Source organism: Halovulum marinum (assembly GCF_009697225.1).
Lineage (GTDB): Bacteria > Pseudomonadota > Alphaproteobacteria > Rhodobacterales > Rhodobacteraceae > Halovulum > Halovulum marinum.
The window spans coordinates 34332-60243 of sequence record NZ_WIND01000011.1; the positions used below are offsets into that span (position 1 = coordinate 34332).

Genomic DNA, 25912 nt, shown 5'->3' on the forward strand with positions numbered 1-25912 from the left:
GGGCCTCCTCCCGCCGGCAAGGTTAACGGTTTTGCGACGACCGACCAAGCGGTTCGTGCGCATGCAAATTGTTACCGGGAAGAAAAGCCGGAAGAGTCCGGATCCAGGGCGCGGGACCAGTCGGCGCCGCTCGGGCGGAAGGCGGACCGCTTTGTCCGGCCGGTGTGGTGACCCCGACAGGATTCGAACCTGTAACCTGCCCCTTAGGAGGGGGCTGCTCTATCCGATTGAGCCACGGGGCCGCCGCCCCCGGCATACCCCGTGGCCACAGGCGTGAAAACCCTGAAAAACCCTCAGCCGCGGCCCTGGAGCACCACCCGGGCGGTGCGCAGAAGGATCCGCAGGTCCAGCCACAGCGACAGCGTGTGCGCGTACTGCATGTCAAAGGCGGCGCGCTGCGACAGGGTCAGTGCGTTGCGGCCGCTGACCTGCCACAGCCCGGTGATGCCCGGCAGCACGTGCAGATAGGCCTGCCGCGCGGCGCCGTAGTCCTGCAGTTCCTCGGCGGTCAGCGGGCGCGGGCCGACCAGCGACATCTCTCCGCGCAGCACGTTCAGCAGTTGGGGCAACTCGTCCAGGCTGGTGCGGCGCAGCAGCCGGCCCAGCCGGGTGATGCGCGGATCGTCGGTCAGCTTGCGGTAGCGGCGCCATTGCTCGGCGGCGTGCGGGTCGGCCTGCAGCCGGCGCACCAGCGCTGCATCGGCGTCGCGGACCATCGTGCGCAGCTTCCAGCAGGTGAAGCGGCGACCGTCGCGGCCCACCCGGACATGGCCGTAGAACGGCGCGCCGGCGATCATCCCCGGCAGCGCCAGCAGCAGAACGACCGGAACGATCAGCGGCGCCAAGGTCGCCAGCAGCAACAGGTCGAACAGTCGTTTCAGGCCACGGCGGTAGCGGTCCGATGTCGACGCCACCCCGGTGGCGGCTGGGTAAAGGGGATAGGTACTCTGGATCGGGGGCATCACTGTACGACTCCGGCGACTTGGGGGAGGGCCGATCTGTTGAACTCGGTACGGTGAAGATTTTGGAAACTGCTTAACAAACTCCAAATTTAACATTAATTAATCACACAATATTTCATTAACTGTTGGTTTACCTTGAGCCCGCACTCTGTGCGCCATGACGCGCCTGTCGCCGATCCCCGTGCCCGTTGCGCCGCCGCCGGCGGACGCCCCCGGTTTCGCCGGGCTGGCGACGCTGTGGCGCGGCCGCTGGACGATCCTCGCGGTCGCCCTGCTGGCGGTGCTGCTGGGCGGGGTCTACGGCTATCGCATGGCGCCGCCGGTCTACCGCACCCATGCCACGCTGATGCTGCTGCCGTACGATCCCGAAGTGATCGACCTGGGCCGGGTGGTGCCGGCCCTGGGCCGGGACGAGCAGGTGCTGAACACCCAGGCGCAGGTGCTGAAGTCGCGGCTGCTGGTCGGCCAGCTGGTCGCCCGGCTGAAGCTGATCGAGGACCCCGAGTTCAACGCCGCGCTGCGCCCCGAACCGGCGTTCTCGCTGCGGCGGACGGTGCGGCGCCGGCTGGAGGAGCTTGCCGTGCTGCCGCCGCCGGCGGCCGCCGCCGACCGGCCGGGCGCGGCGCTGGATGCGACGATCAACGCGGTGATCCGGCGCCTGCGGGTCGACATCGCCCCCGACAGCCTGGTGTTCGCGGTCTCGATCGGCACCCGCGACGCGGCCAAGAGCGCGCGGATCGTGAACACGCTGGCCGAGCTTTACATCCAGGACCAGGTCGCCGGGAAGCTGGCGGCGACCGACCGCGCCACCGCCTGGCTCACCGACCGCGTGCTCGGCCTGAAGCGGCAGCTCGAGGATGCCGAGGCGCTGGCGCGCTCGGCCCGCGCCGCGCGCGGCCTGCACAGCGCCGCCGACCTGGCCGAGATGGAACGGCGCCTGGCGGCGCTGCGCGAGCTGCGCGACGACACCGCGCCGGGCGACCCGCGCCGCGCCGCGCTGGAGGCGGACGCGCGGGCGCTGGAGGCGCAGGTGCAGCAGGCGTCGCGCGACCTGGTCACGGTGCGCCAGCTGGAGCGTGACGCCGAGGCCAAGCGGCTGCTGTACGAAAGCTATCTGACGCGGCTGCAGGAAACCTCGCTGCAGCCCGGCGCGCACGAGCCGGACGCGCGGGTGCTGTCGCCGGCGGTGGTGCCGCTGTTCCCGGCGTCGCCGAAGCCGATGCTGATCCTGGCGCTGGCGCTGATCCTGGGCGCCGGGGCCGGCGGGCTGGCGGTGCTGGCGCAGGAGGAACTGCGGCTGCGGGTCCGGGACGCCGACGAGGCGCGGCACCTGACCGGGCTGCCGGTGCTGGCGGTGATCCCCGAGGCGCCCGCCGGCCGCGATCCGCTGGATGCGCTGACCCGCAACCCCGACAGCCCGTTGTCGGCGGCGGTGCGCGACCTGCGCGCCGGGCTGGTGCTGAGCACGGTCGACACGCCGCAGGTGGTGCTGCTGACCGGCAGCCGCCGCGGCGACGGCACTTCCACGCTGGCGCTGATGCTGGCGCAGACGCTCGCCGCCTGGGACAGGCGCGTGCTGCTGATCGAGGCCGACAGCCGGCACGGCGCACTGGCCGCGCGCGCCGGCGGCGGACCGCGCCGCGGCGTGCTGTCGGTTCTGGCCGAGCTGACGCCGTTCGAGGCGGCCTGCCTGCGCCTGCCCGGCACCGATGTCGACGCGCTGGTGGCCGAACCGGTGACGGCCAACGGCGCGGACCTGTTCGGCTCGGGGCGGTTCGCGCGGCTGATCGACGGGCTGCGCGATCGCTACGACCACATCGTGATCGACGCGCCGCCGGTGCTGGACACCGCCGACGCCCGCGGCCTGGCGCCGGCCTGCGACGCGCTGATCTACGCCGTGCGCGCGCGCGCGACGCGGCGGGCGCATCTGCGGCGAGGGCTGGCGAAGCTGGCGGGGATCGGCCCGCCGGTCACCGGCCTGGTGCTGACCCGGGCACGCAGCCGTGACGCCTGAGTGGCGCCGCGCCGCGCTGTCCGCGGCGATGGGCGCGGCGCAGGGCGTGGCGGCGGCCGCCGGGGCGCTGGCGGCGTTGCTTCTGTCGCGGCAGATGGGCGCGGCCGGGTTCGGGCAGGCGATGCTGCTGGTCTCGGCGGCGACGCTGGGCGCGGTGGTCGCGGGCGCCAACCTCGAGGGGGCGGCGATCCGGGTGCTGAACTCCGGGCCGGCGTGGCACCGCGCCGCCTTCGTCCGTTTCAACAGTCGCGTCATCGCGCTTGGCAGCGGTCTGATCATGCTGGTCTGCGCCGCCGCGTGGCGGCTGGACGCGGTATCGGCGCCGGCGGCGCTGGCGCTGGCCGCCGCGGCCCCGGCGCTTGCGCTGCTGCGGGCCACCGCCCGGCAGGGCGCGGCGCTGGGCGCACCGGGCGGCGCGGTGGCGGTGCGGATCCTGGCACGGCCGCTGGCCTTTCTGGCGTTCGCCGGGCTGTGCCTGGCGCTGTCGCTTCGGCCGCCGGACTGGGCGCTCGCCGCGCTGCTGGCGGCGGCATGCGGTGTCGGTGTCCTGCTGCAGCGGCGGGTGCTGCGGCCGGTGTTTCGCGCGCTGCCGCCGGCGCCCCGGGCGATGCCCGGGAGCGAAACGCGCGGCTGGCTGCGGATCGGGCTGGTACTGGCGCCGTCGCTTCTGGTGCAGGAAATGTTCCGCGACCTGGTGCTGGTCAGCGCCGCCCCGGTGCTGGCCGCGCCGCAGCTGGGCCTGCTGGCGCTGGCGCTGACGCTGGCGGCGCTGCCGGGGCTTGCGGTCGCGGCGGTCGAGATCGCCACCGGCCCGCGCATCGCCCGGCTGGCGGCCGCCGGCGCGGCCGGGCTGCCCGCCGCGCTGGCCGAGGCGGCGCGGCTGCGGCTGCTGGGTCTGGGCCTCGCGCTGCCCGGGCTGGCGCTGGTCCTCGCGCCCGCGCTGCAGCTGGCCGGCGCCACCGGCGGGCACGCGCTGGTCTGGGCGCTGGCGGCGGTGCCGGCGCTGCGGGCGCTGCTGGGCAACCCGGCGCTGCTGCTGACGGCAGCGGGCCACGCGGCGACGGTCGGCGGTCTGTCGGCGGTCGCCGCCGCGCTGACCGGGACCGCGGTCGCCGGCGGCGCGATCGCCTGGGGCACGGGCGGCGCGGTCGCCGGGGCCGTGGCCGGGGCCGGTGCCGCCCAGGCGCTGATGTGGGGCGCCTGCCTGCGCCGGACCGGTCAGGACTGCTCGGCGCGCGCGGCGCTCATGCCGGGGCGCCGCTTGGTCCGGATCTGAGCGCACGGCGCGCGCGCCGCGCCGACGCCGTTCCCGGATGCAGCGCCAGCGCCCGGGCGTGGATGATCCGGTCCGGCTCGATCAGCGTCTCCAGCTTGCGCGCCTGCGCCGCGGTCAGATCCAGCCGCACGCCGCCGCCGCGGTTCAGCCGCGGCAGCGCGGGGCGTGCCCCGAACGCCGCCGCGAAGCCGTCGAGGAACGGCTGCGGCGTCTCGAGAAAGCCGATCAGGGCGAACCGCTCCAGCCGCTCCAGCGCGATGCGCAGCGCCGTCTCGGGCGCGTCGATGCGCGCCGGGTCCGGATGGCCCGAGAGATAGCGCAGCATCTGCCGGCCCATGCGCAGGCCCACCGGCCCGTCCAGCCAGAGGTCCAGATCGTCGGGAATCACCCCGGCGCGCACTGCCATGCGGTAGTTCGACAGCGCCCGCGCCCGCGGATCGCGCATCATCGTCACCAGACCGTGGCCCTGCCGGAGCGCCGCCTGCAGCAGCAGCTCGGACACCAGCACATGGCCGTAGACCAGCGGCGCGCCCGCGGCCAGGTGGGTCAGCGCCAGGCCCTCGCGCAGGGCGAAGCTGTGGGCGCCGTGGTCCAGCTCTTCGTGGCAGAGCCACGGATCGTCGACGCCGAACGCCAGCAGCGCCGCCGCGCGCCGGGTGGCGATGGCGTCGACCGCGCCCAGCTTGCGGGTCAGCGGCACGGTGCCGGCCAGCCCGGCGGTCAGCGAGGTGCCGCCACATTTCGGCAGGTGCACGAACAGGCAGCCGCGGCGCAGCCCGGCGCCGGGCAGCGTGCGCCGGGCGCGGGCGGACAGCAGCGCCAGCCGGCGGCGGGCGCGGCCCGGGTCAGGCAGCACGCGGCACCCCGGCCGGGTCGGCCGCCGCCAGGTCGAGCATCCCGGCCACCGCGCCGGGCGACAGGCAGAACTCGTCGGCCGGCCGCGCCAGCAGACCGCGCCGCAGCCGGGTCAGCGCCGTGCGCCCGGCCTCCAGCGCCGGTATCAGCCGCGCCGCGCTTGCCTCGGGGATCACAAGGCCCAGCGCCCGCTGCTGCACGGCGCGGGCGGTCTCGGTCCCCGCGACGGCGATCGCCGGGCAGCCGAAATAGCCCGCCTCGTACAGCCGGTTCGGCAGCAGCCAGTCCGAATTCGCCCCCGCCTGCCACAGATCCTGGGCCCAGACGCAGTCGAGCCCGCGATATGCCTGCGCCAGCCCGTCGGGATAGGTGTAGGGGCCGTCATAGCGCATGTTCGGCCGCAGCGAGAGCACCCGGTCGAACTCCGGCAGCTGGTGCCGGTGCACGACGCCGCGCAGCACGATCTGCACCCGCGGCCCCATCCGGTCGGCGACATCGGCCAGCAGCGCCAGGGTGCGCGGGCAGCGCAGCGTGCCGACCCAGCCCAGCCGCAGCGGGCCTTCGGCCGCCGCAACGCCGGGCGCCGGGCGCGGCGGCGCGCCGTCGGGCCACCAGATGCCGTTCTCGATCACCTGGGTGCGGCCGCGCCAGCCGTGGACCGGGACGAAATGCGCGGCGAGATAGCGCGGCGAGCTGACCGCCAGGCGGTGCGTGCGGTCCAGCACGAAACGCTCGGCCCGCCGCGCCAGCGCCGCGCGCGGGCCGCGCCGCGCGAACAGGCCGTGGATGTCCAGGCACTGGTAGACCAGCGGCGCGCGGCTGCCGCTGGCCCAGCGCCCCAGCAAAGCCAGCAGCGCCATGTCCAGGTTGCGCGCCAGCAGCACGTCCGCGCCGCGCAGCCGCCGCCGGTGCCACAGCACCCGCAGCGCGCCGCGCGCCAGCGCCAGCAGGCGCCGCGGGCCGACCCCGTTCGGCGCAAGCCCAAGCGCCGTGTCCGGCCAGTCCGGCTGGAACCCGGCGTTCATGTTGCCGCGCCGGAACGAGACGCTGCGCACGCAGGCGCCGCAGGCGCGGATCGCGCGGATGGTGCGGATCTGGCTGGCCTCGGTGACGTCGAAGGCGAAGACGATGACGCGGCGCGGGGTCATGCGCGCACCGGCGTCCAGCGGACCCGCGTGCCGCCGCGCATCGCGCGCAGCACGCCCCAGGTCGTGCCCAGAAATCCCTGGCAGATCCGCCACGCGGTCGCCGGCCCGGGCAGGCCCAGCGCCGCGCCGGCCAGCCCCGCGCCGAGCAGCACCGCCGCCGCCGCGCCGTGGCCGTACAGCCCCGCCAGCGCCAGCGCCGCCGCGCCGCCGGTCAGCAGCCACAGTCCCGAGAACCAGCGCAGCAGCTTGTGCGAGACATACTTGAACCGGTCGCGCGGCGACAGCCGGTGCAGCCGCGCGCGGATCTGCCGGTGCGCGTGCCAGGCGCCGCAGGCAATGCGCGCCGCGCGGGCAAAGCCGTGCCGGTCCGGAACCGCCGCCTCGCGCACCTCGACCTGCGGCACCGAGATCACCCGGCGGCCCGCCAGCAGCGCCTCCATCGAGGGGCGGAAGTCGTCCGCGGCGGCGGCGCCGAACCGGGGATAGAGCTCGGCCCGGATCGCCCACAGCGCGCCGTCGCAACCGATGGTCGAGCCGCTGCGGGTCTCGAGCCGCTTGATCCGCTCTTCCAGCGCCCAGTAGGCGCGGCCCACCCCGGCCGCGGCCCCGCACGGAACCAGCCGCGCGCCGACCGCGCCGACCGAGGGATCGGCGAACGGCGCGACCAGCGTGCGCAGCGCCTCGGGGCGGAAGCGGGTGTTGGCGTCCATCAGCACCAGGATCTCGGCGTCGGTCTCGTCGATCAGGCGGCGCAACCCCTCGGCCTTGCCGACCGGATGCACCGCGTGCCGGGCGCGCACCAGCGACCGCGCGCCGCGCAGCAGGCGGCCGGTGCCGTCGCGGCTGCCGTCGTTCCAGGCCAGGATCTGCAAGTCGGGCCAGTGCATCCGCACCATGCTGAGTATGCGCAGCGTTCGCGGCAGGTCGGCGGCCTCGTCGCGTGCGGCGAACACCAGCGCCACCCGCCGCGGCAGCGGGCCGCGCGCCTGCGGCGGCGCCTCGGCGCGCAGCAGACGCAGCAGCAGCGGGTAGATCGCGAACGGATAGACCAGCAACAGCGCCGAGACGCCCAGAACCGTCCACAGTGCAGAGACCAGCATCGTTACCCACTCCTTTATTTCCTCGGGCGCGCGGTCCCGGTAATCCGCCGTTAACCATGCGCGGCAAAGGTTAAGGAAATCTTTGCCCGCGAAACGGAGCCCGCGATGACCTCCGCGCCCCCCGCGCACGTGCTGCTTGCGATCCCCTCCTTCCGCCGCCCCGAGGGGCTGGCCCGTCTGCTCGACGCCATCGCGCGGCTGCAACCGCCCGGCGGCTGCCGGCTGGCGGTGCAGGTGATCGACAACAGCCCCGAGGGCGGCGCGATGGCGCAGGTCGCGGCCCGCGCCGGCGGGTTTCCGTTCCGCCTGAGTGTCCTGCACGAGCCGCGCCAGGGCCTGTCGCGCGTGCGCAATGCCGCGCTCGACGCGGCGCTGGCCGGCGGCTTCGAGGCGCTGGCCTTCATCGACGACGACGAGGCCCCGCGCCCGGGCTGGCTGCGCGCGCATCTGGACACGCTGGCGGCGACCGGCGCCGACGCCAGCCTGGGCGCGGTGCACGCGGACTGGACCGCCGCGCCGCCGGCCTGGGTGCGCACCGGCGGGTTCCTGGAACAGCGCGGCCGGACGCACCGCGCGCCGGTGCCGGACGCCGCAAGCTCGAACATCCTGCTGCGGCTGGCGCCGGTGCGCCGCGCCGGGCTGCGCTTCGATCCCGGCTACGACCTGACCGGCGGCGAGGATACCGCCTTTTTCGCCGCCTATGCCCGCGCCGGCGGGCGCATCGTGTTCGCCGCCGACGCCATCGTCGACGAGACCGTGCCGCCGCACCGGGCGACGCTGCGCTGGCTGTGGCGGCGCTGGCGCCGCACCGGCGAGACCTCGGCCCGGATCGCGCTGGCGGCCGGCGGCGGGCGCGGCCGGGCGCTGGCGGGCGGGATCGTGCGGCTTGCCGCGGGCGGCGCGCTGGCACTGGGCGCGCTGCCGCTGGCGCGGCTTGGCCGCCCGGCGCTGTGGGCGCGCGGGCTGCGCATCGCCGCGCGCGGCGTGGGGTTCATGGGCGCGGCGCGCGGCCGGCTGACCGCGGAATACGCCGCACCGGAGCGCTGAGCGGTGCGGCACCAGATCTCGCTGGACGAGCTGCGCGGGCTGGCGGTGCTGATCGTCTTCGCCAGCCACGCCGCCAACGACGGGCTGCTGCCCGGCTGGCTGGGCGGCGGCGCGGGCCAGACCGGGGTGCAGCTGTTCTTCCTGCTCAGCGGCCTGCTGATGGCGCGGCTCTACGGCGCGCGGCGGTTCGACCGGGCGCAGGCGGCGGCCTTCGCCGCGGCGCGGGCCGGGCGGATCCTGCCGCTCTACGCGCTGGTGGTGGCGCTGTCGCTGCTGGCCGCCGCACTGGGGTTCGCGCCGCATTACCGGTTCGACGGCGCGGCCGCGGCGCTGGCGGCGCTGGCGCTGGCCGAGGCGCCGCAGGAGCTGTGGTCGATCCCGGTCGAGGCGCAGTTCTACGCGCTGTTCCTGCTGGTCTGGGCGCGGATCGGCGCGCGGCCGTTGCGGCTGGCTCTGCTGATCCCTCCGGCCATTTTGCTGGCGGCAGGATGGCGCGGTCTGGTCAGCGAGGCGGCGGTGCTGATCCCCTATCTGCCGGTGTTCCTGGCCGGCGTCTGGCTGGGCGCGCTGCCGGCCGCGGCGCTGCGCCGGCTGGATCGGCCGTGGCTGCCCTGGCTGGCACTGGCCGCCCTGCTCGCCACGTTGCCGGGGCTGCGCCCGACGCTGCTGCCGGAGGTCTGGGACGGCTTCTATCCGCGGTTCTGGCTCGACCCGGCGCGGCTGGCGGCGGCGCTGCTGCTGGCGGCCTCGGCGGCGGCCTGCGGCGGGCGCTGGCTGGCGGGCGCACCGCTGGCGGTGCTGGGCCGGGTCTCGTTCGCGGTCTACCTGTTCCACCGCCCGGTGCTGCGCTGGGTGGGCGAGGATCTGGGCGCCGCCGGCGCGCTGGCGCTGACGCTGGCGCTGGCGGCGCTGTCGCTGCGCCTTATCGAGCGTCCGGCGGGGCGCTGGCTGCGCGGCGTGCTGTCCCCGCGCCCGCGGCCAGCGCCGCGACCAGAAGCAGGGTGATCTCGTGCGGGCGATAAAGCGACGAGCCGAGCAGCGACAGCAGCACCAGCGTCGCCAGCACCACCAGCGCCCAGGCGCGCACCGGCCCGCGCGGCGCGGCGAGCAGCGCCTGCGCCGCGTGGCCCAGCAGGACCACCATCGCCGCCAGCCCCAGCGGGCCGGTGCCGACCAGGATCTCGAGCACGAAGTTGTGGAACGACGCCACGGTATCGCCGTAGAGCGCCGCCAGCAGCTGCGCCTCGCGCGCATGCTCGGGCGCAGTCCAGAACCCCAGATAGCCGGTGCCCAGCAGCGGGCGCTGGCCGATCTGCGCCGCCGCCGCCTGCCAGACCTCGGTGCGGCCGGTCAGCGTCGCGGTCTTGCCCAGCGCGGCCAGGATCCCGGCCGCCGGATCGAGTTGCAGGATCGCCACCGCCGCCAGCAGCGCCGCCGTGCCGGTGCCGGCGACGATGCCCAGCGGCAGCAGCGCGCGCCCGCCGGCGGCGCGCAGCAGCAGCAGCACCAGCGCCCCGCCGGCGCCCAGGGCCATCACCCAGGAGGTGGCCGAGCGCGACAGCACCAGCAGCGCCAGCGTCGCCGCGGCGGCCAGCCCCCACAGCGCCCGTGCGCCGCCGCGCGTCTGGCTCAGGAACAGGATCAGCGTCAGCAGCAGCAGCGCCGCCCGCTGCCCCAGCGCGTTCTTGTTGGTGTAGACGCCGAGAAAGCCGCCCTCCCACGACCAGGCGGGGGGCAGCAGCCCGCCGAGGTTCGCCGCCGAAGCCGCCATCGTCAGCCCCAGTCCGGTCAGCACCAGCCCGGCCAGCCCCGCCAGCCCGAACGCCGCGCCCAGGTAGACGCCCATCAGCAGGGTGAACAGCAGCTGCACCGCCGCGACGGCGCTGTCCTGCGGCACCGGCGACCAGAACGCCGAGGCCAGGCAGACCAGCGGGTACAGCAGCATCGGCCAGCCGCGCAGCAGCGCCGGCATCCAGACCGCCGTGGTCAGCAGCAGCCGCGCCGCGAACCCGGCATAGACCAGCGCGGTCAGCGCCGCACCGCCGGGCAGGCGCACCGTCGCCTCGGCGGTCCAGACCACCGCCAGCAGGCCCAGCGCCAGGTCCACGGGCAGGCGCCGCGCCCCGCGCCGCTTGGCGGGAAGGTCGGCGGTGGTCATGTGGCACAGCTCATGATTGAATCTGTACCAGCATTCCACCTGAAAGGAAGCATGGATGGCTGAGCGCTACGCCATCGGCCTGGGCGGGCAGAAATGCGCGTCAAGCTGGGTGCATGCGGTGCTGGCCGAGCATCCGGCGGTCAATGCCGCCCCCGGCAAGGAACTGGACTTCTTCAGCTATCACCATGACCGCGGCCATGACTGGTACGCGCGGCGCTGGCGCGGACCGGGGCTGCGGTTCGAGAACTCGCCCTCTTACCTGCACGACCCGCGCGCGCCGGGCCGGCTGCGCGCCTTCGCGCCGGGGGCGCGGCTGATCGCCACCCTGCGCGACCCGGTGGACCGCGCCTTCTCGCATCATCTGCACGAGATCGCCCGCGGCCATATCCGCGCGCAGCCCTTCGCGCCGGCGCTGCGGGCGAACCCGGACTACCTGGAGCAGGGCCACTACGCCCGCCACCTGAGCGTCTGGCGGCAGGCGTTTCCGCCCGACCGGATGCTGATCCTGCTGGCCGAGGAGATCGCCGCGGCGCCCGAGGCGGCGCGGGTGCGGATGCTGCGCTTTCTCGGCCTCGACCCCGGCCCGCCGCCGGCGATGCTGGCCGAGGCGCGCAACGTCAGCGACCGCGCCCGGCTGCCGGCGCTGCGTGCCGGCCTGCGCGCCGGCGGCGCCGCGATGCGGGCGGCCGGGCTGTCGGCCCCGCTGGCTGCGCTGAAGCGCGGCGCGCCGGCGAAGGCGCTGATGCGGTGGAACGACCGTCCGCTACGGGCCGAGGTCCCGGCGCTGTCCGCCACCGAGCGCGCTGCGCTGGCGCAGGGCTTCGCCGCCGACATGGCGGCGCTGGCCGGGATGATGGGCCGCGACAGCCTGCCCTGGCCAAGCTGGCAGGCCGTCGGGCGGCCCGCCAGCGCGGTTGCTCACAGATAGCCCTCGGCGATGAATCGCTCGGCGCCCAGCCGGCCGGCGACGCGGTTGCCCTCGGGCTCGGGATGGGTGCCGTCGTCGGACATGAACCCGCTCGGCCGCGCGACATAGTGCACGCCCGCCGTGGCGGTGGCATGGCCGCTGCCCTGGTCGAGCCGCGCCTGCATCTGCAGGAACCTCGGCTGGTGCACGGACAGATCGTCCGGCATCGGGCCCAGCAGGATCACCGGCAGCGACGGCTCGGCCAGGTCGGTGCGCAACGCCGACAGCATCGCCTGGAAGGCCGGCGGATAGACGGCGTCCATGGTCGACGAGCGGTCGCTCTCGCCCTGGCCCCAGATCAGTCCGCACACCCGGCTGCCGGGCGTGCGCGCCACCGCGGCCTGCGCCATCTGCACCATGCGCTGGTAAAGCGTTCCGCCCGCGCCGACGGTGGCGTTCGGGTTCCATTCCGCGTCGTCGCCGATCAGCCGCGTGCCGCCCTTGGCGCAGGCGACGGTCAGCACCGTGCGGCCCGGCGGCGTCGCCTGTTCGATCCGGCGCGCGAAGCTCAGCGCCGGGCTGACGCCCTGGCTGGCCTGCAGCATCTGCAGCGGCCCGGCACTGGCGGCCACGGCGCCGTCGACGCTGCCGTAGGCGGTGTTGGTATAGCCCGGCACATACAAGCAGCGCGGCACCCAGAAATCCCTGGCCGGATCGACCGGCGTCGACTTGGATTCCGCCGCGATCAGCGACTGGCCGGCGGCGATGTAGATGTCCGACGGCTGCGCCAGCAGATCGGTCATGTCCACCGCCTGCACGTCCTCGACGGTGCCGTCGAAGGTCGCGGTCGCGTTCAGCCGCACGCGGGTATGCCCGACGCTGGAGAACCGCGCGACGTGCTGCGCCTCGGCCTTGCCGACGAACGGCGAGGCCCGGTACGGCCCGCCCAGTTGCGCGCCGATCGTGCCCGCGGTCGCGCCGGTCACCGTGTAGGCCACCCACAGATCGCCGGCCGGCACCGCCGCGTCATAGCCCGCGGTGCCGGCGGCGGCGAAGTCGGTCTTGGCGATCGCGCCCGGCAGCGCCGTGAACCCGCCGTCCAGCATCCAGCCGGCATGGTCATCAAGGCGCGCCTGCGGATCCGGGATCAGGCCGGACGGCACGACGCGCCCGGCGGGTACGCGGCGGCGGCCAAGCGCCGGCGCCGCCGCGATCCCCAGCCCGGGGCCGAACCTCACGAAACCACCACGGCGTGGATGCCGCTGGCGGTGGTGCCGGTGGCATGCACCCGCGCCGCGCCGCAGACGATCCAGCCGTGATCGGGCACGGTGACGGTGCGCACCGGACCCTTCACCGTGGTGAAGGTGACGGCGCCGCCGCCCTCGACGTAAAGCGATGCGGCGACATCGCCCAGATCGGTCAGATCGTCCGGCGTGACCGGGACATAGTCGACGCCGGGACCGGACAGCGAGGACGCGCGGCGGCTGAATGGATTGGACATGGCAGATCTTCCCCTGAACGACCGCCGCCGCCCCCAAGGCGGCATGGGCGCGCGGGCGGCGGCCCGTGTTGCATGTAACTCGAGAGAACGCCCCGGATGCGCGGCTGTCGCGTCGGCCCGGGGCGCATCGGTTATGCAGCATCAGGGGTAAAGACCGCGTTAACCGGCGCCGGCTTCGCCGCGCTCAGAGACCGGATTCGGCCTGCTGGTAGGCCTCGATCTTGGCCACGTCGGGCGCATAGAGCGCGCGGCCGCGGCGCTCGATCAGGTTCAGCCGTTTCATCCGGCCGATCTCGCGCGCCACCGCCTCGCGGTTGGTGAAGACCAGCGCCGCCAGCGCCGCCTGCGTCGGCGGGTTGGTCAGCAGCGCGCTGCCGTCGCGTGCGCGGGCCGCCTGGAACAGGCGCAGCACCTCCAGCCGGATCCGGTCGTCGGCGCGCATCGCGGTGAACTCGCTGACCCGCCGCGTCAGGACGCGCAGCTTCTCGGTCAGCCGGCGCAGCAGCGCCATGCTCAGGTCCGGGTGCCGCTCCAGCAGCGCGCGGAAGGTGGCGCCCGGCACCAGCGCCACCCGGGTCGGGGCGATCGCCATGACGCTGGCCGAGCGCGGCGCGCCGTCGATCGCGCCGAATTCGCCGAAGCAGTCGCCCTCCTCGATGCCGGTGAAAGACACCTCGCGGCCGCGGGACGAGAAGTTGGCGACGCGCACCGCCCCCTGCAGCAGGATCATCACCTCGGCCGCGGTATCCTCGACGTCCAGGATCATCTGCCCGGACTCGTAGGCGCGTTCGGTCCAGCGCGCCTTCAGATCGTCGCGCGCCGCGTCGCCCAGCTGGCCCATCAGGGTCTGGGCGGGATATTGCACCTCAAGGTTGGCATTGTATCTCAGCACCATCAGCTTCCCCAACGCAGACATCCGCTTGTCCGCGGCAATGCATGCGTAATGTTGGAGCCTCGCGCCCGCATTCGCAAGTGCGGTATCGGCTTGCCCCTCGACAGACGGGATCAAACCCGCTCAGATGGCGCGAAATTCGGCAGTACGGGGAGAATTCCGACCATGAAACGCATCTTCACCGCCGCGGCGCTGTCGCTGGCCCTGGCCCTGCCCGCGGCGGCGGCGCCGAAGATCGGCATGATCACCACGCTCTCGGGCGGCGGCGCGCATCTGGGCGTCGACGTGCGCGACGGCTTCCTGCTGGCGATGGAGATGGCCGGATCGGACATCGAGGTGATCGTCCGCGACGACGCGCGCAAGCCGGACGTGGCCAAATCCCTGGCGGACGAGCTGGTGCAGCGCGAGCAGGTCGACATCCTGACCGGCATCATCTGGTCGAACCTGGCGATGGCGGTGGTGCCCGGCGCGGTGCGCGGCGGCACGATCTACATCTCGCCCAACGCCGGACCGTCGCAGCTGGCCGGCAAGCTGTGCCACGAGAACTACTTCAACGTCGCCTGGCAGAACAACAACCTGCACGAGGCGATGGGCGCCCACATGAAGGACGCCGGCCTTGCCGCGCCGGTGATCCTGGCGCCGAACTACCCCGCCGGCACCGACGCGCTGACCGGGTTCAAGTCGCGGTACGGCACGCCGAAGGCCGAGATCTACACCCAGCTGGGCCAGACCGACTACGCCGCCGAGATCGCGCAGATCCGCGCCAGCGGCGCCGACAGCGTGTTCTTCTTCCTGCCCGGCGGCATGGGCATCGCGTTCATGAAGCAGTACGCCGCCTCGGGCGTGGACCTGCCGGTGTTCGGGCCGGCGTTCTCGTTCGACGAGGTGATCCTGGGCGCGGTCGGCGACGCCGCGATCGGCGCGAAGAACACCTCGCAATGGGCGCACGACCTCGAGAACGAGGCCAACGCGACCTTCGTCTCCGCCTTCCGCGAGGCGTACGGCCGCACGCCGACGCTGTACGCCAGCCAGGGCTACGACGCGGCGAACCTGATCCTGTCGGCCGCGGCCAAGGCCGACATCTCGGACCCCGAGGCGTTCCGCGCGGCGCTGCGCGAGGCCGACTTCGCCTCGACGCGGGGCGACTTCCGGTTCGGCAACAACCAGCACCCGATCCAGGACATCTACCTGCGCGAGGTGATCGCCGCCGGCGACAAGCCGACGAACCGCCTGCTCGGGGTCGCGATCGAGGATCTGCAGGACGCCTACGCGGCCGAATGTCCGATGTGACCGGCTAGGCGAACTCCGGCTCGTCCGGCTCGGGCCGGGCGGGCGCGCCGTCGCCGCCATCCAGGCGCGGGTTGCGCTTCAGGATCACGTCGATGCCGTGGGCCTCGATCTCGGCGTTGACCTCGGCGCCCAGCAACACCACGAAGGCGCTGACGTACAGCCACATCAGCAGCGCGATCACCGCGCCCAGCGGCCCGTAGACCTGGCTGTAGTTGGCGAAGGTGCTCAGGTACAGCGAGAACAGCACCGAGGCGAGGATCCACAGCAGCGTCGCCACGATATTGCCCACCGACAGCACGCCGCCGCGCTTGGTGCGCCGCGCCGGGCCGAAGCGGTACAGCACCCCGATCCCCAGTCCGACGGTGAAGATGGTGATGCTCCAGCGCAGGATCTGCGCCGATATCGGGCTGACCACGAACAGCGGGAACAGTGCCAGCGCCGTCGGCACCACCACCAGCGTGGTCAGCGCCGTCAGCCCGACCAGGATCAGCATCAGGGTCAGCGAATAGGCCACCAGCATGTTGTGGAAGAACCCGCGCATCCCGTGCGCGTGCCCGATGAAGCTGAGCCCCATCATCAGCGCGTTCACCCCCGCACGGGTGCTGACCGTCGCCAGGATGATGCTGACGATCGAGGCGAAGCCCAGCGTGCTGCGCCGGGCGCTGATCAGCTGATCCACCTCGCGCTCGATCAGGGTCAGCACGTCGTCGGGGATGACGGTCTGCAGCAGCGTCAGGTTCTCGCGCACCGCGACCGGGTCCGAGACGTAGCCGAACAGCCCGATGAACGCGGTCAGCGCCGGGAACAGCGCCAGCATGCCGAAGAAGGCGACGCCCGCCGACAGCAGCGACAGGCGCTTCTCGCCGATGCCCGCGAACACCTTCTGCCCGACCCGCAGCCAGTCGCGCCATCCGAAGCGCGGCCGCCGGAACACCATCGTGTCGACGATCACCACCGGGTTCAGCATGCCCTGCCCCCCGGCCGCGCCACCGCGCGGCCCGGCCCTGAACTAGCGGAGCACGGCACGATCAATAGTCACGTTCGAAGAAGATCCCGATCGATGTCTCGCCTTCGTCGTCCACGCTGGCGCGGGCGCGGACCGAGCGGGTGATGTCCAGGTTGATCGAGGCGCGCGAGTCGCCGCCGCTGTCGGTCTCCACGTCCAGGTAGATGTTGTCGTCCAGATAGGCCCCGGCACGGACCCCCACGTCGCCCTCGTCGTCGGTGGTGAAGTCCAGGTTCGCCAGCCCCGCGCCTGAGCGGAAGCTGTCCACCAGCCCGCCGCCGCCACCGGCCAGCGTCGCCGCCGCCGACGCCAGCTGGGCGATCTGGAACGGCGACAGCTCGGACAGGTTGCGGTTGAAGATCAGCAGCGCCAGGACCTCGTCCTGCGGCAGGTCCGGGCTGGAGGTGAAGCTGATCTCGGGGTCCGTCGCCCGGCCCGAGATCACGATCCGCACCAGCGTGCCGTCGCTCGCCTCGGTCTCGGCCACCAGCCGGATCCGCGGATCCAGGTTGCCGACCATGGTCACCGCACCCTCGTCGAAGTCGAACCGCTGCCCCAGGATCCCGAGGCGGCCGCGGATCAGGCTGATCTCGCCCACCGGCTGGATGTCGGCCAGCGTGCCGCGCAGCCGGATCTCGCCGCCCATCTCGGCGTCGAGGCCGCGGCCGCGGATGAACAGCTCGTTCGGGCTGCGGATCAGCAGATCGACCCGCAGCGGCAGGCCGCCGTCGTCCGGCTCCACGCCGTTGCCGCCCAGCAGGTCGGCCCGGTCCAGGGTCAGGATCGTCTGCCGCGGCGGGTTGCGGTGCTCGACCTCCAGCAGCACGCCGCCGGCGATGCCGAAGCTGCGCGGAATCGAGATCTCGGTCCGCTCCAGCATGACCTCGCCGCTCAGCAGCCCGTCGCCCAGGATCGGCCCCTGCAGCGCCAGCGAGGCGTTCAGATCGGTGTTCAGGATCCGGCCGTCGGTATAGCGGCCGTCGCGGATCTGCAGCTCCAGATCGGCCGGCAGCGACGGGTCCAGGCCAAGACTGCCCGCCAGGCTGAGCGTACCGCCGCTGGCCAGGCGGCCGGCGGCATCCTCGATCACCACCCGGTCGCCGGCGAAACGAGCGTTCAGGCCGATGTCCACCAGCTGCAGGTTCATCGAGCGCAGGATGAAGGTGCCGCCCGACACGCTGGCGCGGCCGGTCAGATCCGGCGCACCGAGGCGCCCGCCGGCGGAAAGGTCGAGCGTCACCGTCCCGTCCAGCTGCGCCCCCGACCGCGCCAGCGCGATGTTGGCCACGTTCAGCGGGATCTGGCCCTCGACCGACAGGTCCAGCGGCCCGCCGTCCAGCGGCACGGTGCCGGCGGCCTGGGCGCGGATGCCGCGCGGGCTGGTCACCGCGGCGGTGTCCAGCGTCACCTTCATGTCGGCATAGGTGCCCGCAAGCTGCAACGCCAGCGGCCCCAGCGCGTTCTCGCGCAGCGCCGTCGCCGACAGCCCGGCGCCGGTCAGATCGAACCGCATCTGCGGGTCGTTCGGCGCGCCGGTCGCGGTGATGCTGCCGGTGACGTCCCCGCTCAGGCCGCGGCCGGGAAGCGCGCCCTCGGCCAGCGCCAGCGACAGCCGCTCGACCGTCGCCCGCAGGTCCATGCCGGTGGCGGCCGGGTCGGTCGGCACCGTGCCCTGCAGCGCGATGGCGGCCAGATCCCCGGCCTCGAGCCGGCCCGAAAGGCTCACCTGCCCGTCGGCCTCGGTGCCCTGCAGCGCAAGATCCAGCGGCGGCAGGCCGAAGTCCGCGGCCGGCGCGGCGGTCAGACCGGCGCCGGTCAGGGCGAACTCGGGCCGCGGCCGGGCCAGCGCGCCGGTGACCGCGACACGGCCCTGAACCTCGCCGCGCAGGGCGAGGTCCGGCACCACCGCGTCGGCAAGATCCAGCGACAGGCGGCGCAGGTCCAGCACCGCGTCGAGGCCGTCGGCCCCGGGGTCGAGCGGGATCGTCCCGGCCAGGTCCAGGTCCAGCTTGTCGCCGGCCCGGGCGCTGGCGTCGATCTGCGCCACCCGGTCGGCGACGCTTCCCTCGGCGCGCAGGCCCAGCGGCGGCACGCCGACGGCGGCCAGCGGCGCGGCGCCGACGTCGCGCGCGGTCAGCGAGAAGGTCGCGCCGGGGTTGCCCGGCGTGCCGGTGATCCGGGCCCGACCGGTGACGGTCCCGGTGGCGTCCAGATCCGGCTGCACCGCATTGGCGACGTCCAGCGGCAGCGCGTCCAGCACCACGTCGAGGTTCAGCACCTCGCCAACGCTGCCGGCGATCTCCAGCCGGCCCTCGCCCACCGCCAGCACCAGCGGCGTCAGCTGCACGGTCTCGCCGCGCAAGGTGACCGTCGCCGGGTCGATCAGCGCGGCGCGCAGCGCGCCGCGTTCCAGCCGCAGGCGGTCCAGCTCCAGCGCGATGCCGGGGCGCAGGTTCTCGAGGCTGCCGGCCAGCGCCGCCTCGGTGCCGTCCTGGAACGCGGCATCGGCGGTCACCGACATGCGGGCGTCCTCGACCACCGAGCTCAGCGCCAGATCGTTGAGTACGAAGCCCGCCACCTCGGCATCGCCGGCGGCCAGCGTGCCTTCGGCCAGCGGCACGCCGAACAGGTCGGTCACGGTCATGTCGACCCCGGCGCGGCCGATGCGGATGCCGGCGACCTCGATCCCGCGCACGTCGCCCGACATCGCCAGCCGCTGCGTGCCGCGGTGCCGAGACAGCACCACGGTCGCGTCCACCGCGCCCCGCGCCTCGACCAGCGCCAGCGTCGCGGCCTGCGAGATGTCGAGCGACCGCACCGCGGCGGTGCCGGCGATCAGCCCGTCCGCGCCCCGCGCCGCGGTCAGCCGGACGCTGGTGGCGCCGGCGTCGATACGAAAGTCGCGCACCGCCTGCACGCCGTCGCGCAGCCGGAAGCTGCCCTCGATCGCGACCGGCATGTCGCCGACCCGGGCGCCGCCGCGCAACGTGCCCTCCAGCCGCTCGGCGTTGGCGCCGTTGGCGATCAGGTCCAGCACCGCGTCCTCGACCGCGCGCCCCTGCAGCGTGCCCTGCGGCATCGTCACGTCCGCGGTCAGCGTCAGCCCGTCGACGCCGCCGGTGGCGTTGGCCTGCACCCGGACCGCGCCGCTGGCCTGGTCGGTCGCCAGACCGATGTCGGCCAACTGCGCGTCGAAGGCGAAATCCGAGCCGGTGGCGGCGTAGATCCCGTCCGCGCGCAGCGACAGGTTCGGGTTCTCGATCCGGAAATCGCGCGCGCTGATGCCATCCTCGCCGCGCGCCAGACCGCCCTGCAGCACCGTCTCGCCCGCCAGCAGCGGATCCAGCTGCGCCACGCCCAGCGCCAGGTCGCGGGCCAGCCCGTCGACCTGCAGCTCGAAGGCGCCGGTCAGCGGGTTCACCTGACCCTCGACCACCGCGTTCAGCGCGCCGTCCAGCGCGCGCCCGGTCAGCGCGGCGAAATGCGCCAGGTCGCTGGCGTCGATCCGCAGCCGTCCGTTGAAGCCCTCGGCCCCCGCCTGACCGTTCAGCACCGCCTCGACGGTGCCGACCTCCAGGCTGGTGTCGGTCAGCGTCACCGGCTGGCCCGCGGTCCAGTCGGCGTCGACGCGCAGGTTCACGGCGCCGTCCAGGGTGCGCGCGATCGCCGGATCGTCGCCGTCGATGCCGTCCGCCGTGCCCTCGATCAGCGCCGTCACGCGCCGCGCCTCGGGATCGGCAAGGTTCTGCGCCAGGCCGGACATGCTGACCGTCGCGGCGTCGATCCGAAGCGACCCGGTGTCGAGCCCGCCGACCTGCAGCGCGCCGGTCCAGCGCTCGCCCTCGCCATAGGTCAGCTCCAGCGTGCCGGAGCGGACGGTGGTGGTGCCGCCGGGCAGCAACAACGGATCGCCGCCACCGTCGGGGTTGAGCACCGCCGAAAGCCGCAGCCTCTGCGGAAAGCCGTCCGCCGCGGTCTGCACGCTGCCGGACAGCGTCAGCCCGCCGCTGTCCAGATCCAGCGTCTCGACCGCGAAGCCGCCGCCGGGCAGTTGCCGCCCGGCGGCCGCCAGCGTCGCCTCGCCGGCGACGAACTGGTGCAGGCTGGCCGGCAGCAACGGCCGGAAACGGCCGGCAAGATCGGCGTCGAAGCGGTAAAGTCCGTCCTGCTGCGCGACCAGCACGCGGCCGTCGAACAGGTCTTCGCCATCGGCCTTGAAGTCCAACTCGACGGTCAGGTCCTGCAGCGTGCCGGTGGCGTAGACGGCCGCGTCCAGCGCCGGCCGGCCCTGGATGTCCAGCAGGTTCGCGACCACGCCGTCGGGCGGCTCCGAGGCGGTCAGGTTGACGTCGACCACGCCGCTGTCGCCGTCGACCGTGGCGTCGACCGCGAACCGGCCGCCGGGCCCGTCCAGCCGGTCGATGGTCAGGCTGCTTTCCAGATCGCCGTCCGCCAGCACCAGCCGGCCCTGGATCGACAGCTCGGCGGCGGTCCCGGCCACCTCTTCGCCCAGAACGAAGGTGCCGACTGACAGTTCGTCGATGCGCACTGAAACCGGCAGCTCCGGCACCGTGAAGCCGACCCCGGCGCTGGGGTCGGGCAGCGCATCCGGCTCGGGCAGCGGCTTGCGGCGCAGCTCGATCCGCTCGGCGGCGATGGTATCGACCTGCAGCCGGCCGCGCAGCAGCGCGCTGCGGCTCCAGTCGATGCGCGAGTCCTCGATCTGCAGCCAGACGCCGTCCTGATCGGATATCGTTATCAGATCCACCCGCGCCTCGGAGGACAGCAGCCCGTTGACCCCCGACAGCCGGATCGTGCGGCTTTCGGTGGACAGCTGCCGCTCCAGCAGGTTGATGATGAAGCCGTTGTCGTCCTCGCCTGCGGGCGTGTCCTGGGCGGCCGCCCAGGTTGCCGCAAGCATCAGCACCATCAGCGATATGAGCGTGCGCATCATCAGAAGGCCTGTCCGATCCCGACATAGAAGGTGACCGCGGATTCGCCGTTGTCGCGGTCCAGCGGCGTCGCCACGTCCAGCCGCAGCGGGCCGAGCCCGGTATAGAACCGCCCGCCGATGCCGACGCCGGCCTTCAGGTCGCTGTCGCCGGACGGGATCTCGTCGACGCTGACCAGTCCGGCATCCGCGAATACCACCACGCCATAGCGGTCGCGGATGCGCTGGCGCAGCTCGACCGACGCCTCGACCGCCGAGCGCCCGCCCAGGGTGTCGCCGTCCACCTCGATCCCGTTGGCGCGGAACCCGTAACCGCGCACCGACCCGCCGCCGCCGGTGAAGAACAGCTCGTCCGGCGGCAGCTCGCGCAGATCGCCGCCAAGGATGGTGCCAAACCCGGCGCGGGCCGCCAGCACGGTGCGGCCCTCGGCGAAGCTCCAGTACTTGCGGCCCTCGATCTCGGTCCGCAGCGCCGTGTTCCGGAATTCGAACTCGTACATCGGCTTCACCTCGCCGGCGACGTAGTAGCCGACGGTCGGGTCCAGATCGCTGTTGCGCCGGTCCCATTCCAGCCGCACGGGCAGACCCAGCGTGTACAGCTCGCGGGTGCCCAGATCGTCCTCGACGTTCGAATAGGTGAAATCGACGAAGACCGAGCCGGTCAGCCATTCGTCGAAAGTACGGTTCAGCCCGACCCGGCCGCCGAGCGTGCGCGCGCGGTAATCGTCGAACACGTCCTGGCGCGTCTCCAGCCCGGTGACCAGATCGTTGTTCGGGCTCAGAAAGCCGGGCTTGGTGAAGGTGACGCCCAGCGCATAGTCCAGGTCGTCCACGCGGTCTTCCGAGAACAGCCCGCCGACGCTGGCGTCGAACCGCAGCCGCTCGGCCCGGCCGAAGACGTTGCGGTGCAGCCAGAACCCCTCCAGCCCCAGCCCCTCGGTCGACGACACCACGGCGCCGACGCCGATCCGGCGCGGCGCCCGGGGATAGGCCTCGACGGTGATCGGCAGCGTGCCGTCCGGGCCGACCTCGTCGCCCTCGATCACGCGGATCACGCTGAACACGCCCAGGTTGGTCAGCCGGTCGGTCGCCCGCTCGACATCCTCGGGATCATAGGCGTCGCCCGGCCGGATGTCGGTCATGTAGCGGATGAAGCCGGCCTTGACCTTGCCCTCGTTGCGCACCGCGACCCGGCCGAACCGCGCCCTCGGGCCGGGGTCCAGCCGGATCGTCACGTCCAGCCGGCGGCGCGGGTGATCGGCCAGCACGTCGCGGCCGGAGACCTCGGCCTTCGGATGGCCGGCGGCGCGCCAGTCCGCTACCGCCTCGTCGCCGGCCTGGTTCACGACGTCGGCATAGGCGACCTCGCCGGGGGCGAACTGCTCGCGCGCACGCGCCTCGCTGCCGGTGATGGTCAGCTCGCGGCGCTTCGGCGGCGGGTTGACGTAGTCGGTCTTGCCGAAACGGTAGAGCGGCCCCGGATCGACCGAGATCTGCACCTCGATCGGGTCGCTCAGCCGCGAGCCCAGCGACAGGTTCGCCGCCTCCTGGCCGTTGATGCGGATGCCGATGGCGCCGGAGTAGTACCCCTCGGCGTACAGCGCGGCGAGGATCGCGCGGTAGTCTTCCTGCGCGGCGGTGATCAGCCCCGCCGCGCCCGAGGCGGGGTCGTTGCGGTTGGTCCACACCGCCGAGGACTGCTTCAGCCGGTCGGCGATGCCGTTGCGCACCGGCCCGACGTCGAAGCGCGCGGTGTAGTCGCGCGGATCGAGGATCCCCAGATCGCCCGCGTCCTCCTCCTCCTCGCCCCACAGCTTGATGCCGAACAGCTCCAGCGCAGCGGCGCTGTGCGGGACGGTCGCGACGATCACAATGGAAGTCAGAAGGACGGCTGCCCGAATGCCCGGCCGAAAGTTCATGTCTGACGCTTACCCCCCCGCACGGCGCTTGGCCACCCTTTCGGAGGACTGTAGGGCATCTGCGGAAAAGTGAAACCGGCGAAGGCGGCCCGCGGCGGCACGGGCGGGATAATCCGGCCCGCCGGACGGGCGGGCCGGAAACCGTGCGCGGTCAGCCGGCGATCAGGCCCAGGCTTTCCAGCTTCAGCAGCACCTGGTGGGCGCAGTTGTCCACCTCGATGTTGGTGGTGTCGAGCACCAGCTCGGCATTCTTCGGCTCCTCGTAGGGGTCCGAGATGCCGGTGAACTCCTTGATCTTGCCGGCGCGGGCCATGGCGTACAGGCCCTTGCGGTCGCGGCGCTCGCATTCTTCCAGCGGCGTCGCGACGTGGATCTCGACGAAGGTGCCGTAGGCCTCGATCGCCTCGCGCACGGCGCGGCGGGTGGCCTGGTAGGGCGCGATCGGCGCGCAGATCGCGATGCCGCCGTTCTTGGTGATCTCGGAGGCGACATAGCCGATGCGGCGGATGTTCAGGTCGCGGTGTTCCTTCGAGAAGCCCAGCTCCGAGCTGAGGTTCTTGCGCACCACGTCGCCGTCCAGCAGCGTCACCGGGCGGCCGCCCAGCTCCATCAGCTTGACCATCAGCGCGTTCGCCACCGTCGACTTGCCCGACCCGGACAGGCCGGTGAAGAACACGGTGAAGCCCTGCTGCGCCTTCGGCGGCTTGGTGCGGCGCAGCTCCCTGACCACCTCGGGGAACGAGAACCACTCGGGGATCTCCAGCCCCTCGGACAGGCGGCGGCGCAGCTCCGTGCCCGAGATGTTGAGGACGGTCAGCCCCTCCTCGATCTCGTCGGCGGGCTCGTACTGGGCGCGCTCCTGCACATAGACCATGTGCTTGAAGTCGACCATCTCCAGGCCGATTTCTTCCTCGTGCTGGCGGAACAGTTCCTGCGCGTCGTAGGGGCCGTAGAAGTCCTCGCCGCGGCTGTTCTTGCCCGGACCGGCGTGGTCGCGGCCGACGATCATGTGCGTGCAGCCGTGGTTGCGGCGGATGATGCCGTGCCAGACGGCCTCGCGCGGGCCGGCCATGCGCATCGCCAGGTTCAGCAGGCTCAGCGAGGTGGTCGAGCTGGGGTACTTGTCCAGCACCGCCTCGTAGCAGCGCACGCGGGTGAAGTGGTCGATGTCGCCCGGCTTGGTCATGCCCACGACCGGGTGGATCAGCAGGTTGGCCTGCGCGTCCTTGGCGGCGCGGAAGGTCAGTTCCTGATGGGCGCGGTGCAGCGGGTTGCGGGTCTGGAACGCGACGATCCGGCGCCAGCCCATCTTGCGGAAATAGGCGCGCAGCTCGTTCGGGGTGTTGCGCAGGCCGCGGTAGTCATAGTGCACCGGCTGCTGGATGCCGGTGATCGGGCCGCCCAGATAGATCTTGCCGGCGGTGTTGTGCAGGTAGTTGACCGCCGGATGCGCGTCGTCGTCGGCGCCGAACACCTTCGCGGCCTCGTTCGCCTTGTCCGCGATCCACTTGTCCGACACCGACAGGATCGCCAGGATCACGCCTTCCTGGTCGCGCAGGGCGATGTCCTGTCCGGGCTCGACGCTGTCGGCGAAGGTCTGGTTGACGTCCAGCGTGATCGGCATCGGCCACAGCGTGCCGTCGGTCAGGCGCATGTTCTCGACGACGCTGTCGTAGTCGGCCTGCCCGAGAAAGCCGTTGAGCGGGAAGAAGCCGCCGTTCATCAGCAGTTCCAGGTCGCAGATCTGGCGCGGCGTCAGATCCCAGGACGGCAGCTCGGCGGCCTCCCGCTTCAGCTTCTCGGCACTGTCGTACGAGACGAAGAGCTCCCGGATGGGCATCGTGTTCGGAGTACTCATGGTATTTCCCGCGAATGAATGGGCGTGATGGCGCGCGTGTAGCAGCACCCCCCGATGCAGTCAAAGCCGTCCGGGCAAGGTTGCGGCGACGCGCGCGCAGACGCGCAACACTTAGCATTTTCCCGGTCGCCGCGTTGGCCGCAAACTGCGACATACCGAAGCATATCGGGTGCAGATCGCCCCGGCCGTTGCACGTCGCGCGCCCCTCAGATACGAGTGCTTGATTTTCGACTAGTCCACCGGCGCCGGGGCCGTGGCCGCCGGGTGACAGGGCGGCAGGCCATAGCCCCAGCGCCACGGCAGGCCGGTACAGGGCCCGCCGGCGGCGCGCACCGCCAGGTACATCGCCTCGGCCAGCGCGCCGGCGTCCGGCGACGATCTGGCGACGCAGGCCCGCAGCGCCTTGTCCGCCGCCAGCCGGGCGTCGAAACCGGCCCGCGCGGTCCGCGCGCCGCCCGCCGCGTGATAGCTGCGGTCATGGGCGGTGCAACAGGCCTGCCACGGGGGCTGATCGCCGATCCCGGAAAAGCGGATCCCGGCCTCGCGCCAGAGCGAGGACATGCCGCCGCTGCACCCGTCCGAAACGAAGGCCGCGGGCGCGGCGCCTGCCGATACCGCCGCAAGACGGCGGTGCGCCCACATCTCGGCCCGGCGCTCGAGGCCGTGGGCGTCGTGGCGCGCGGACAGGTGCAGCACCGCCGCCACCACCAGCGCCGGCGCGCCCAGCAGCAGCAACCCCGTCATCGCCCGCCACCGGGTCCGCCGTGCATTTGCCATCACTTCCACCCGGATCGCCTGCCGTTTACCACTGATAGCGCGGCATGGCGGACGCGCCAACGCGCCGGGTGACCGGCAGGGCTTGACCGCTGCGGCGGATTGCGCACAGCTTTTTGCAGACGCGACGGGCGGACCTTGGGAAAACAGGCACTTGCCGGCCCTGCCCGCGCCCCAAGACCGGAGTCGAGCCGATAGCCAACCGCCTCATCCGCACTGCAAAGGCACGCCTGCGGCCGGCTGTCCAGGCGGTC

The 25912-nt window shown here is 73.1% G+C and carries 19 protein-coding genes and 1 tRNA gene; 6 read left to right on the forward strand and 14 right to left on the reverse strand.

The window, feature by feature from the left end:
- Window positions 1–165: 165 nt before the first annotated feature.
- A tRNA-Arg gene (locus GE300_RS13655) sits at window positions 166–242 on the reverse strand.
- Between the two features lie 51 nt (window positions 243–293).
- Entirely contained in the window at window positions 294–962 is a 669-nt protein-coding gene (locus GE300_RS13660) for a sugar transferase (RefSeq protein WP_233417017.1), read from the reverse strand.
- Window positions 963–1119: 157 nt separating this feature from the next.
- Here GE300_RS13660 and GE300_RS13665 point away from each other — a divergent pair, with 157 nt between their 5' ends.
- Together GE300_RS13665 and GE300_RS13670 are read left to right on the forward strand one after the other, a co-directional pair.
- A complete protein-coding gene (locus GE300_RS13665; protein ID WP_154447128.1) occupies window positions 1120–2976 on the forward strand; it encodes a tyrosine-protein kinase domain-containing protein in 1857 nt (618 codons plus the stop codon).
- Entirely contained in the window at window positions 2966–4252 is a 1287-nt protein-coding gene (locus GE300_RS13670) for a hypothetical protein (protein WP_154447129.1), read from the forward strand. The genes GE300_RS13665 and GE300_RS13670 overlap by 11 nt, the downstream gene beginning before the upstream one ends.
- Here the strand turns inward: GE300_RS13670 and GE300_RS13675 are convergent.
- The 3 genes from GE300_RS13675 to GE300_RS13685 are packed head-to-tail and all read right to left on the reverse strand — an operon-like array spanning window position 4221 to window position 7355.
- Window positions 4221–5108: a hypothetical protein gene (locus GE300_RS13675; protein WP_154447130.1), complete on the reverse strand. Its 888-nt coding sequence runs from the start codon at window positions 5106–5108 to the stop codon at window positions 4221–4223. The two genes, GE300_RS13670 and GE300_RS13675, sit on opposite strands and share 32 nt — an antisense overlap.
- Window positions 5098–6255 carry a glycosyltransferase family protein gene (locus GE300_RS13680; RefSeq protein ID WP_154447131.1) on the reverse strand — a complete coding sequence of 386 codons (1158 nt, stop codon included), beginning with the start codon at window positions 6253–6255 and terminating at the stop codon, window positions 5098–5100. Before GE300_RS13680 ends, GE300_RS13675 begins: the two co-directional genes overlap by 11 nt.
- Window positions 6252–7355, reverse strand: a complete 1104-nt coding sequence (locus tag GE300_RS13685; protein WP_154447132.1) for a glycosyltransferase — start codon at window positions 7353–7355, stop codon at window positions 6252–6254. The genes GE300_RS13680 and GE300_RS13685 overlap by 4 nt, the downstream gene beginning before the upstream one ends.
- A gap of 105 nt (window positions 7356–7460) precedes the next feature.
- Here GE300_RS13685 and GE300_RS13690 point away from each other — a divergent pair, with 105 nt between their 5' ends.
- The gene (locus GE300_RS13690; protein WP_154447133.1) at window positions 7461–8402 is read left to right on the forward strand and encodes a glycosyltransferase family 2 protein; all 942 of its coding nucleotides are present in this window, start codon (window positions 7461–7463) and stop codon (window positions 8400–8402) included.
- A gap of 3 nt (window positions 8403–8405) precedes the next feature.
- The gene (locus GE300_RS13695; protein ID WP_154447134.1) at window positions 8406–9407 is read left to right on the forward strand and encodes an acyltransferase family protein; all 1002 of its coding nucleotides are present in this window, start codon (window positions 8406–8408) and stop codon (window positions 9405–9407) included.
- On the opposite strand, the gene GE300_RS13700 is transcribed toward GE300_RS13695, so the two are convergent.
- Window positions 9325–10560 (reverse strand): O-antigen ligase family protein, encoded by a 1236-nt coding sequence (locus GE300_RS13700; RefSeq protein ID WP_154447135.1) that lies wholly within the window; start codon window positions 10558–10560, stop codon window positions 9325–9327. The two genes, GE300_RS13695 and GE300_RS13700, sit on opposite strands and share 83 nt — an antisense overlap.
- 55 nt (window positions 10561–10615) lie before the next feature.
- Between GE300_RS13700 and GE300_RS13705 the strand changes: the two genes are divergently transcribed.
- The gene (locus GE300_RS13705; protein WP_154447136.1) at window positions 10616–11488 is read left to right on the forward strand and encodes a sulfotransferase; all 873 of its coding nucleotides are present in this window, start codon (window positions 10616–10618) and stop codon (window positions 11486–11488) included.
- On the opposite strand, the gene GE300_RS23700 is transcribed toward GE300_RS13705, so the two are convergent.
- The 3 genes from GE300_RS23700 to GE300_RS13720 all read right to left on the reverse strand — a co-directional run bounded on the left by GE300_RS23700 (window position 11479) and on the right by GE300_RS13720 (window position 13884).
- Window positions 11479–12705: a sialate O-acetylesterase gene (locus GE300_RS23700; RefSeq protein ID WP_154447137.1), complete on the reverse strand. Its 1227-nt coding sequence runs from the start codon at window positions 12703–12705 to the stop codon at window positions 11479–11481. The genes GE300_RS13705 and GE300_RS23700 overlap by 10 nt on opposite strands.
- The gene (locus GE300_RS13715) at window positions 12702–12968 is read right to left on the reverse strand and encodes a spike base protein, RCAP_Rcc01079 family (RefSeq protein WP_154447138.1); all 267 of its coding nucleotides are present in this window, start codon (window positions 12966–12968) and stop codon (window positions 12702–12704) included. The genes GE300_RS23700 and GE300_RS13715 overlap by 4 nt, the downstream gene beginning before the upstream one ends.
- 184 nt (window positions 12969–13152) lie before the next feature.
- Window positions 13153–13884, reverse strand: coding sequence for a Crp/Fnr family transcriptional regulator (locus GE300_RS13720; protein ID WP_154447139.1), 732 nt, complete (start codon window positions 13882–13884; stop codon window positions 13153–13155).
- A gap of 132 nt (window positions 13885–14016) precedes the next feature.
- Between GE300_RS13720 and GE300_RS13725 the strand changes: the two genes are divergently transcribed.
- Complete coding sequence (locus tag GE300_RS13725; RefSeq protein ID WP_407647725.1) at window positions 14017–15150, forward strand: ABC transporter substrate-binding protein; 1134 nt, start codon at window positions 14017–14019, stop codon at window positions 15148–15150.
- A gap of 4 nt (window positions 15151–15154) precedes the next feature.
- Here the strand turns inward: GE300_RS13725 and GE300_RS13730 are convergent, their stop codons facing one another.
- From GE300_RS13730 to GE300_RS13750, 5 genes are all read right to left on the reverse strand, one after another.
- Complete coding sequence (locus GE300_RS13730; protein WP_154447141.1) at window positions 15155–16117, reverse strand: YihY/virulence factor BrkB family protein; 963 nt, start codon at window positions 16115–16117, stop codon at window positions 15155–15157.
- Between the two features lie 61 nt (window positions 16118–16178).
- A complete protein-coding gene (locus GE300_RS13735) occupies window positions 16179–21110 on the reverse strand; it encodes a translocation/assembly module TamB domain-containing protein (protein ID WP_154447142.1) in 4932 nt (1643 codons plus the stop codon).
- A complete protein-coding gene (locus tag GE300_RS23705; RefSeq protein ID WP_154447143.1) occupies window positions 21110–22978 on the reverse strand; it encodes an autotransporter assembly complex protein TamA in 1869 nt (622 codons plus the stop codon). The genes GE300_RS13735 and GE300_RS23705 overlap by 1 nt, the downstream gene beginning before the upstream one ends.
- 199 nt (window positions 22979–23177) lie before the next feature.
- Complete coding sequence (locus GE300_RS13745; protein WP_154447144.1) at window positions 23178–24884, reverse strand: bifunctional sulfate adenylyltransferase/adenylylsulfate kinase; 1707 nt, start codon at window positions 24882–24884, stop codon at window positions 23178–23180.
- Window positions 24885–25115: 231 nt separating this feature from the next.
- Complete coding sequence (locus GE300_RS13750; protein ID WP_233417018.1) at window positions 25116–25628, reverse strand: hypothetical protein; 513 nt, start codon at window positions 25626–25628, stop codon at window positions 25116–25118.
- Window positions 25629–25912 lie beyond the last annotated feature (284 nt).

Excerpts from the sequence above, each read along its gene's own strand:
- GE300_RS13660 (WP_233417017.1), bottom strand. The coding sequence starts at position 962 with ATGCCCCCGATCCAGAGTACCTATCCCCTTTACCCAGCCGCCACCGGG.
- GE300_RS13665 (WP_154447128.1), top strand. The coding sequence starts at position 1,120 with ATGACGCGCCTGTCGCCGATCCCCGTGCCCGTTGCGCCGCCGCCGGCG.
- GE300_RS13680 (WP_154447131.1), bottom strand. The coding sequence starts at position 6,255 with ATGACCCCGCGCCGCGTCATCGTCTTCGCCTTCGACGTCACCGAGGCC.
- GE300_RS13685 (WP_154447132.1), bottom strand. The coding sequence starts at position 7,355 with ATGCTGGTCTCTGCACTGTGGACGGTTCTGGGCGTCTCGGCGCTGTTG.
- GE300_RS13690 (WP_154447133.1), top strand. The coding sequence starts at position 7,461 with ATGACCTCCGCGCCCCCCGCGCACGTGCTGCTTGCGATCCCCTCCTTC.
- GE300_RS13700 (WP_154447135.1), bottom strand. The coding sequence starts at position 10,560 with ATGACCACCGCCGACCTTCCCGCCAAGCGGCGCGGGGCGCGGCGCCTG.
- GE300_RS13705 (WP_154447136.1), top strand. The coding sequence starts at position 10,616 with ATGGCTGAGCGCTACGCCATCGGCCTGGGCGGGCAGAAATGCGCGTCA.
- GE300_RS13715 (WP_154447138.1), bottom strand. The coding sequence starts at position 12,968 with ATGTCCAATCCATTCAGCCGCCGCGCGTCCTCGCTGTCCGGTCCCGGC.
- GE300_RS13720 (WP_154447139.1), bottom strand. The coding sequence starts at position 13,884 with ATGTCTGCGTTGGGGAAGCTGATGGTGCTGAGATACAATGCCAACCTT.
- GE300_RS13730 (WP_154447141.1), bottom strand. The coding sequence starts at position 16,117 with ATGCTGAACCCGGTGGTGATCGTCGACACGATGGTGTTCCGGCGGCCG.
- GE300_RS13735 (WP_154447142.1), bottom strand. The coding sequence starts at position 21,110 with ATGATGCGCACGCTCATATCGCTGATGGTGCTGATGCTTGCGGCAACC.
- GE300_RS13745 (WP_154447144.1), bottom strand. The coding sequence starts at position 24,884 with ATGAGTACTCCGAACACGATGCCCATCCGGGAGCTCTTCGTCTCGTAC.
- GE300_RS13750 (WP_233417018.1), bottom strand. The coding sequence starts at position 25,628 with ATGACGGGGTTGCTGCTGCTGGGCGCGCCGGCGCTGGTGGTGGCGGCG.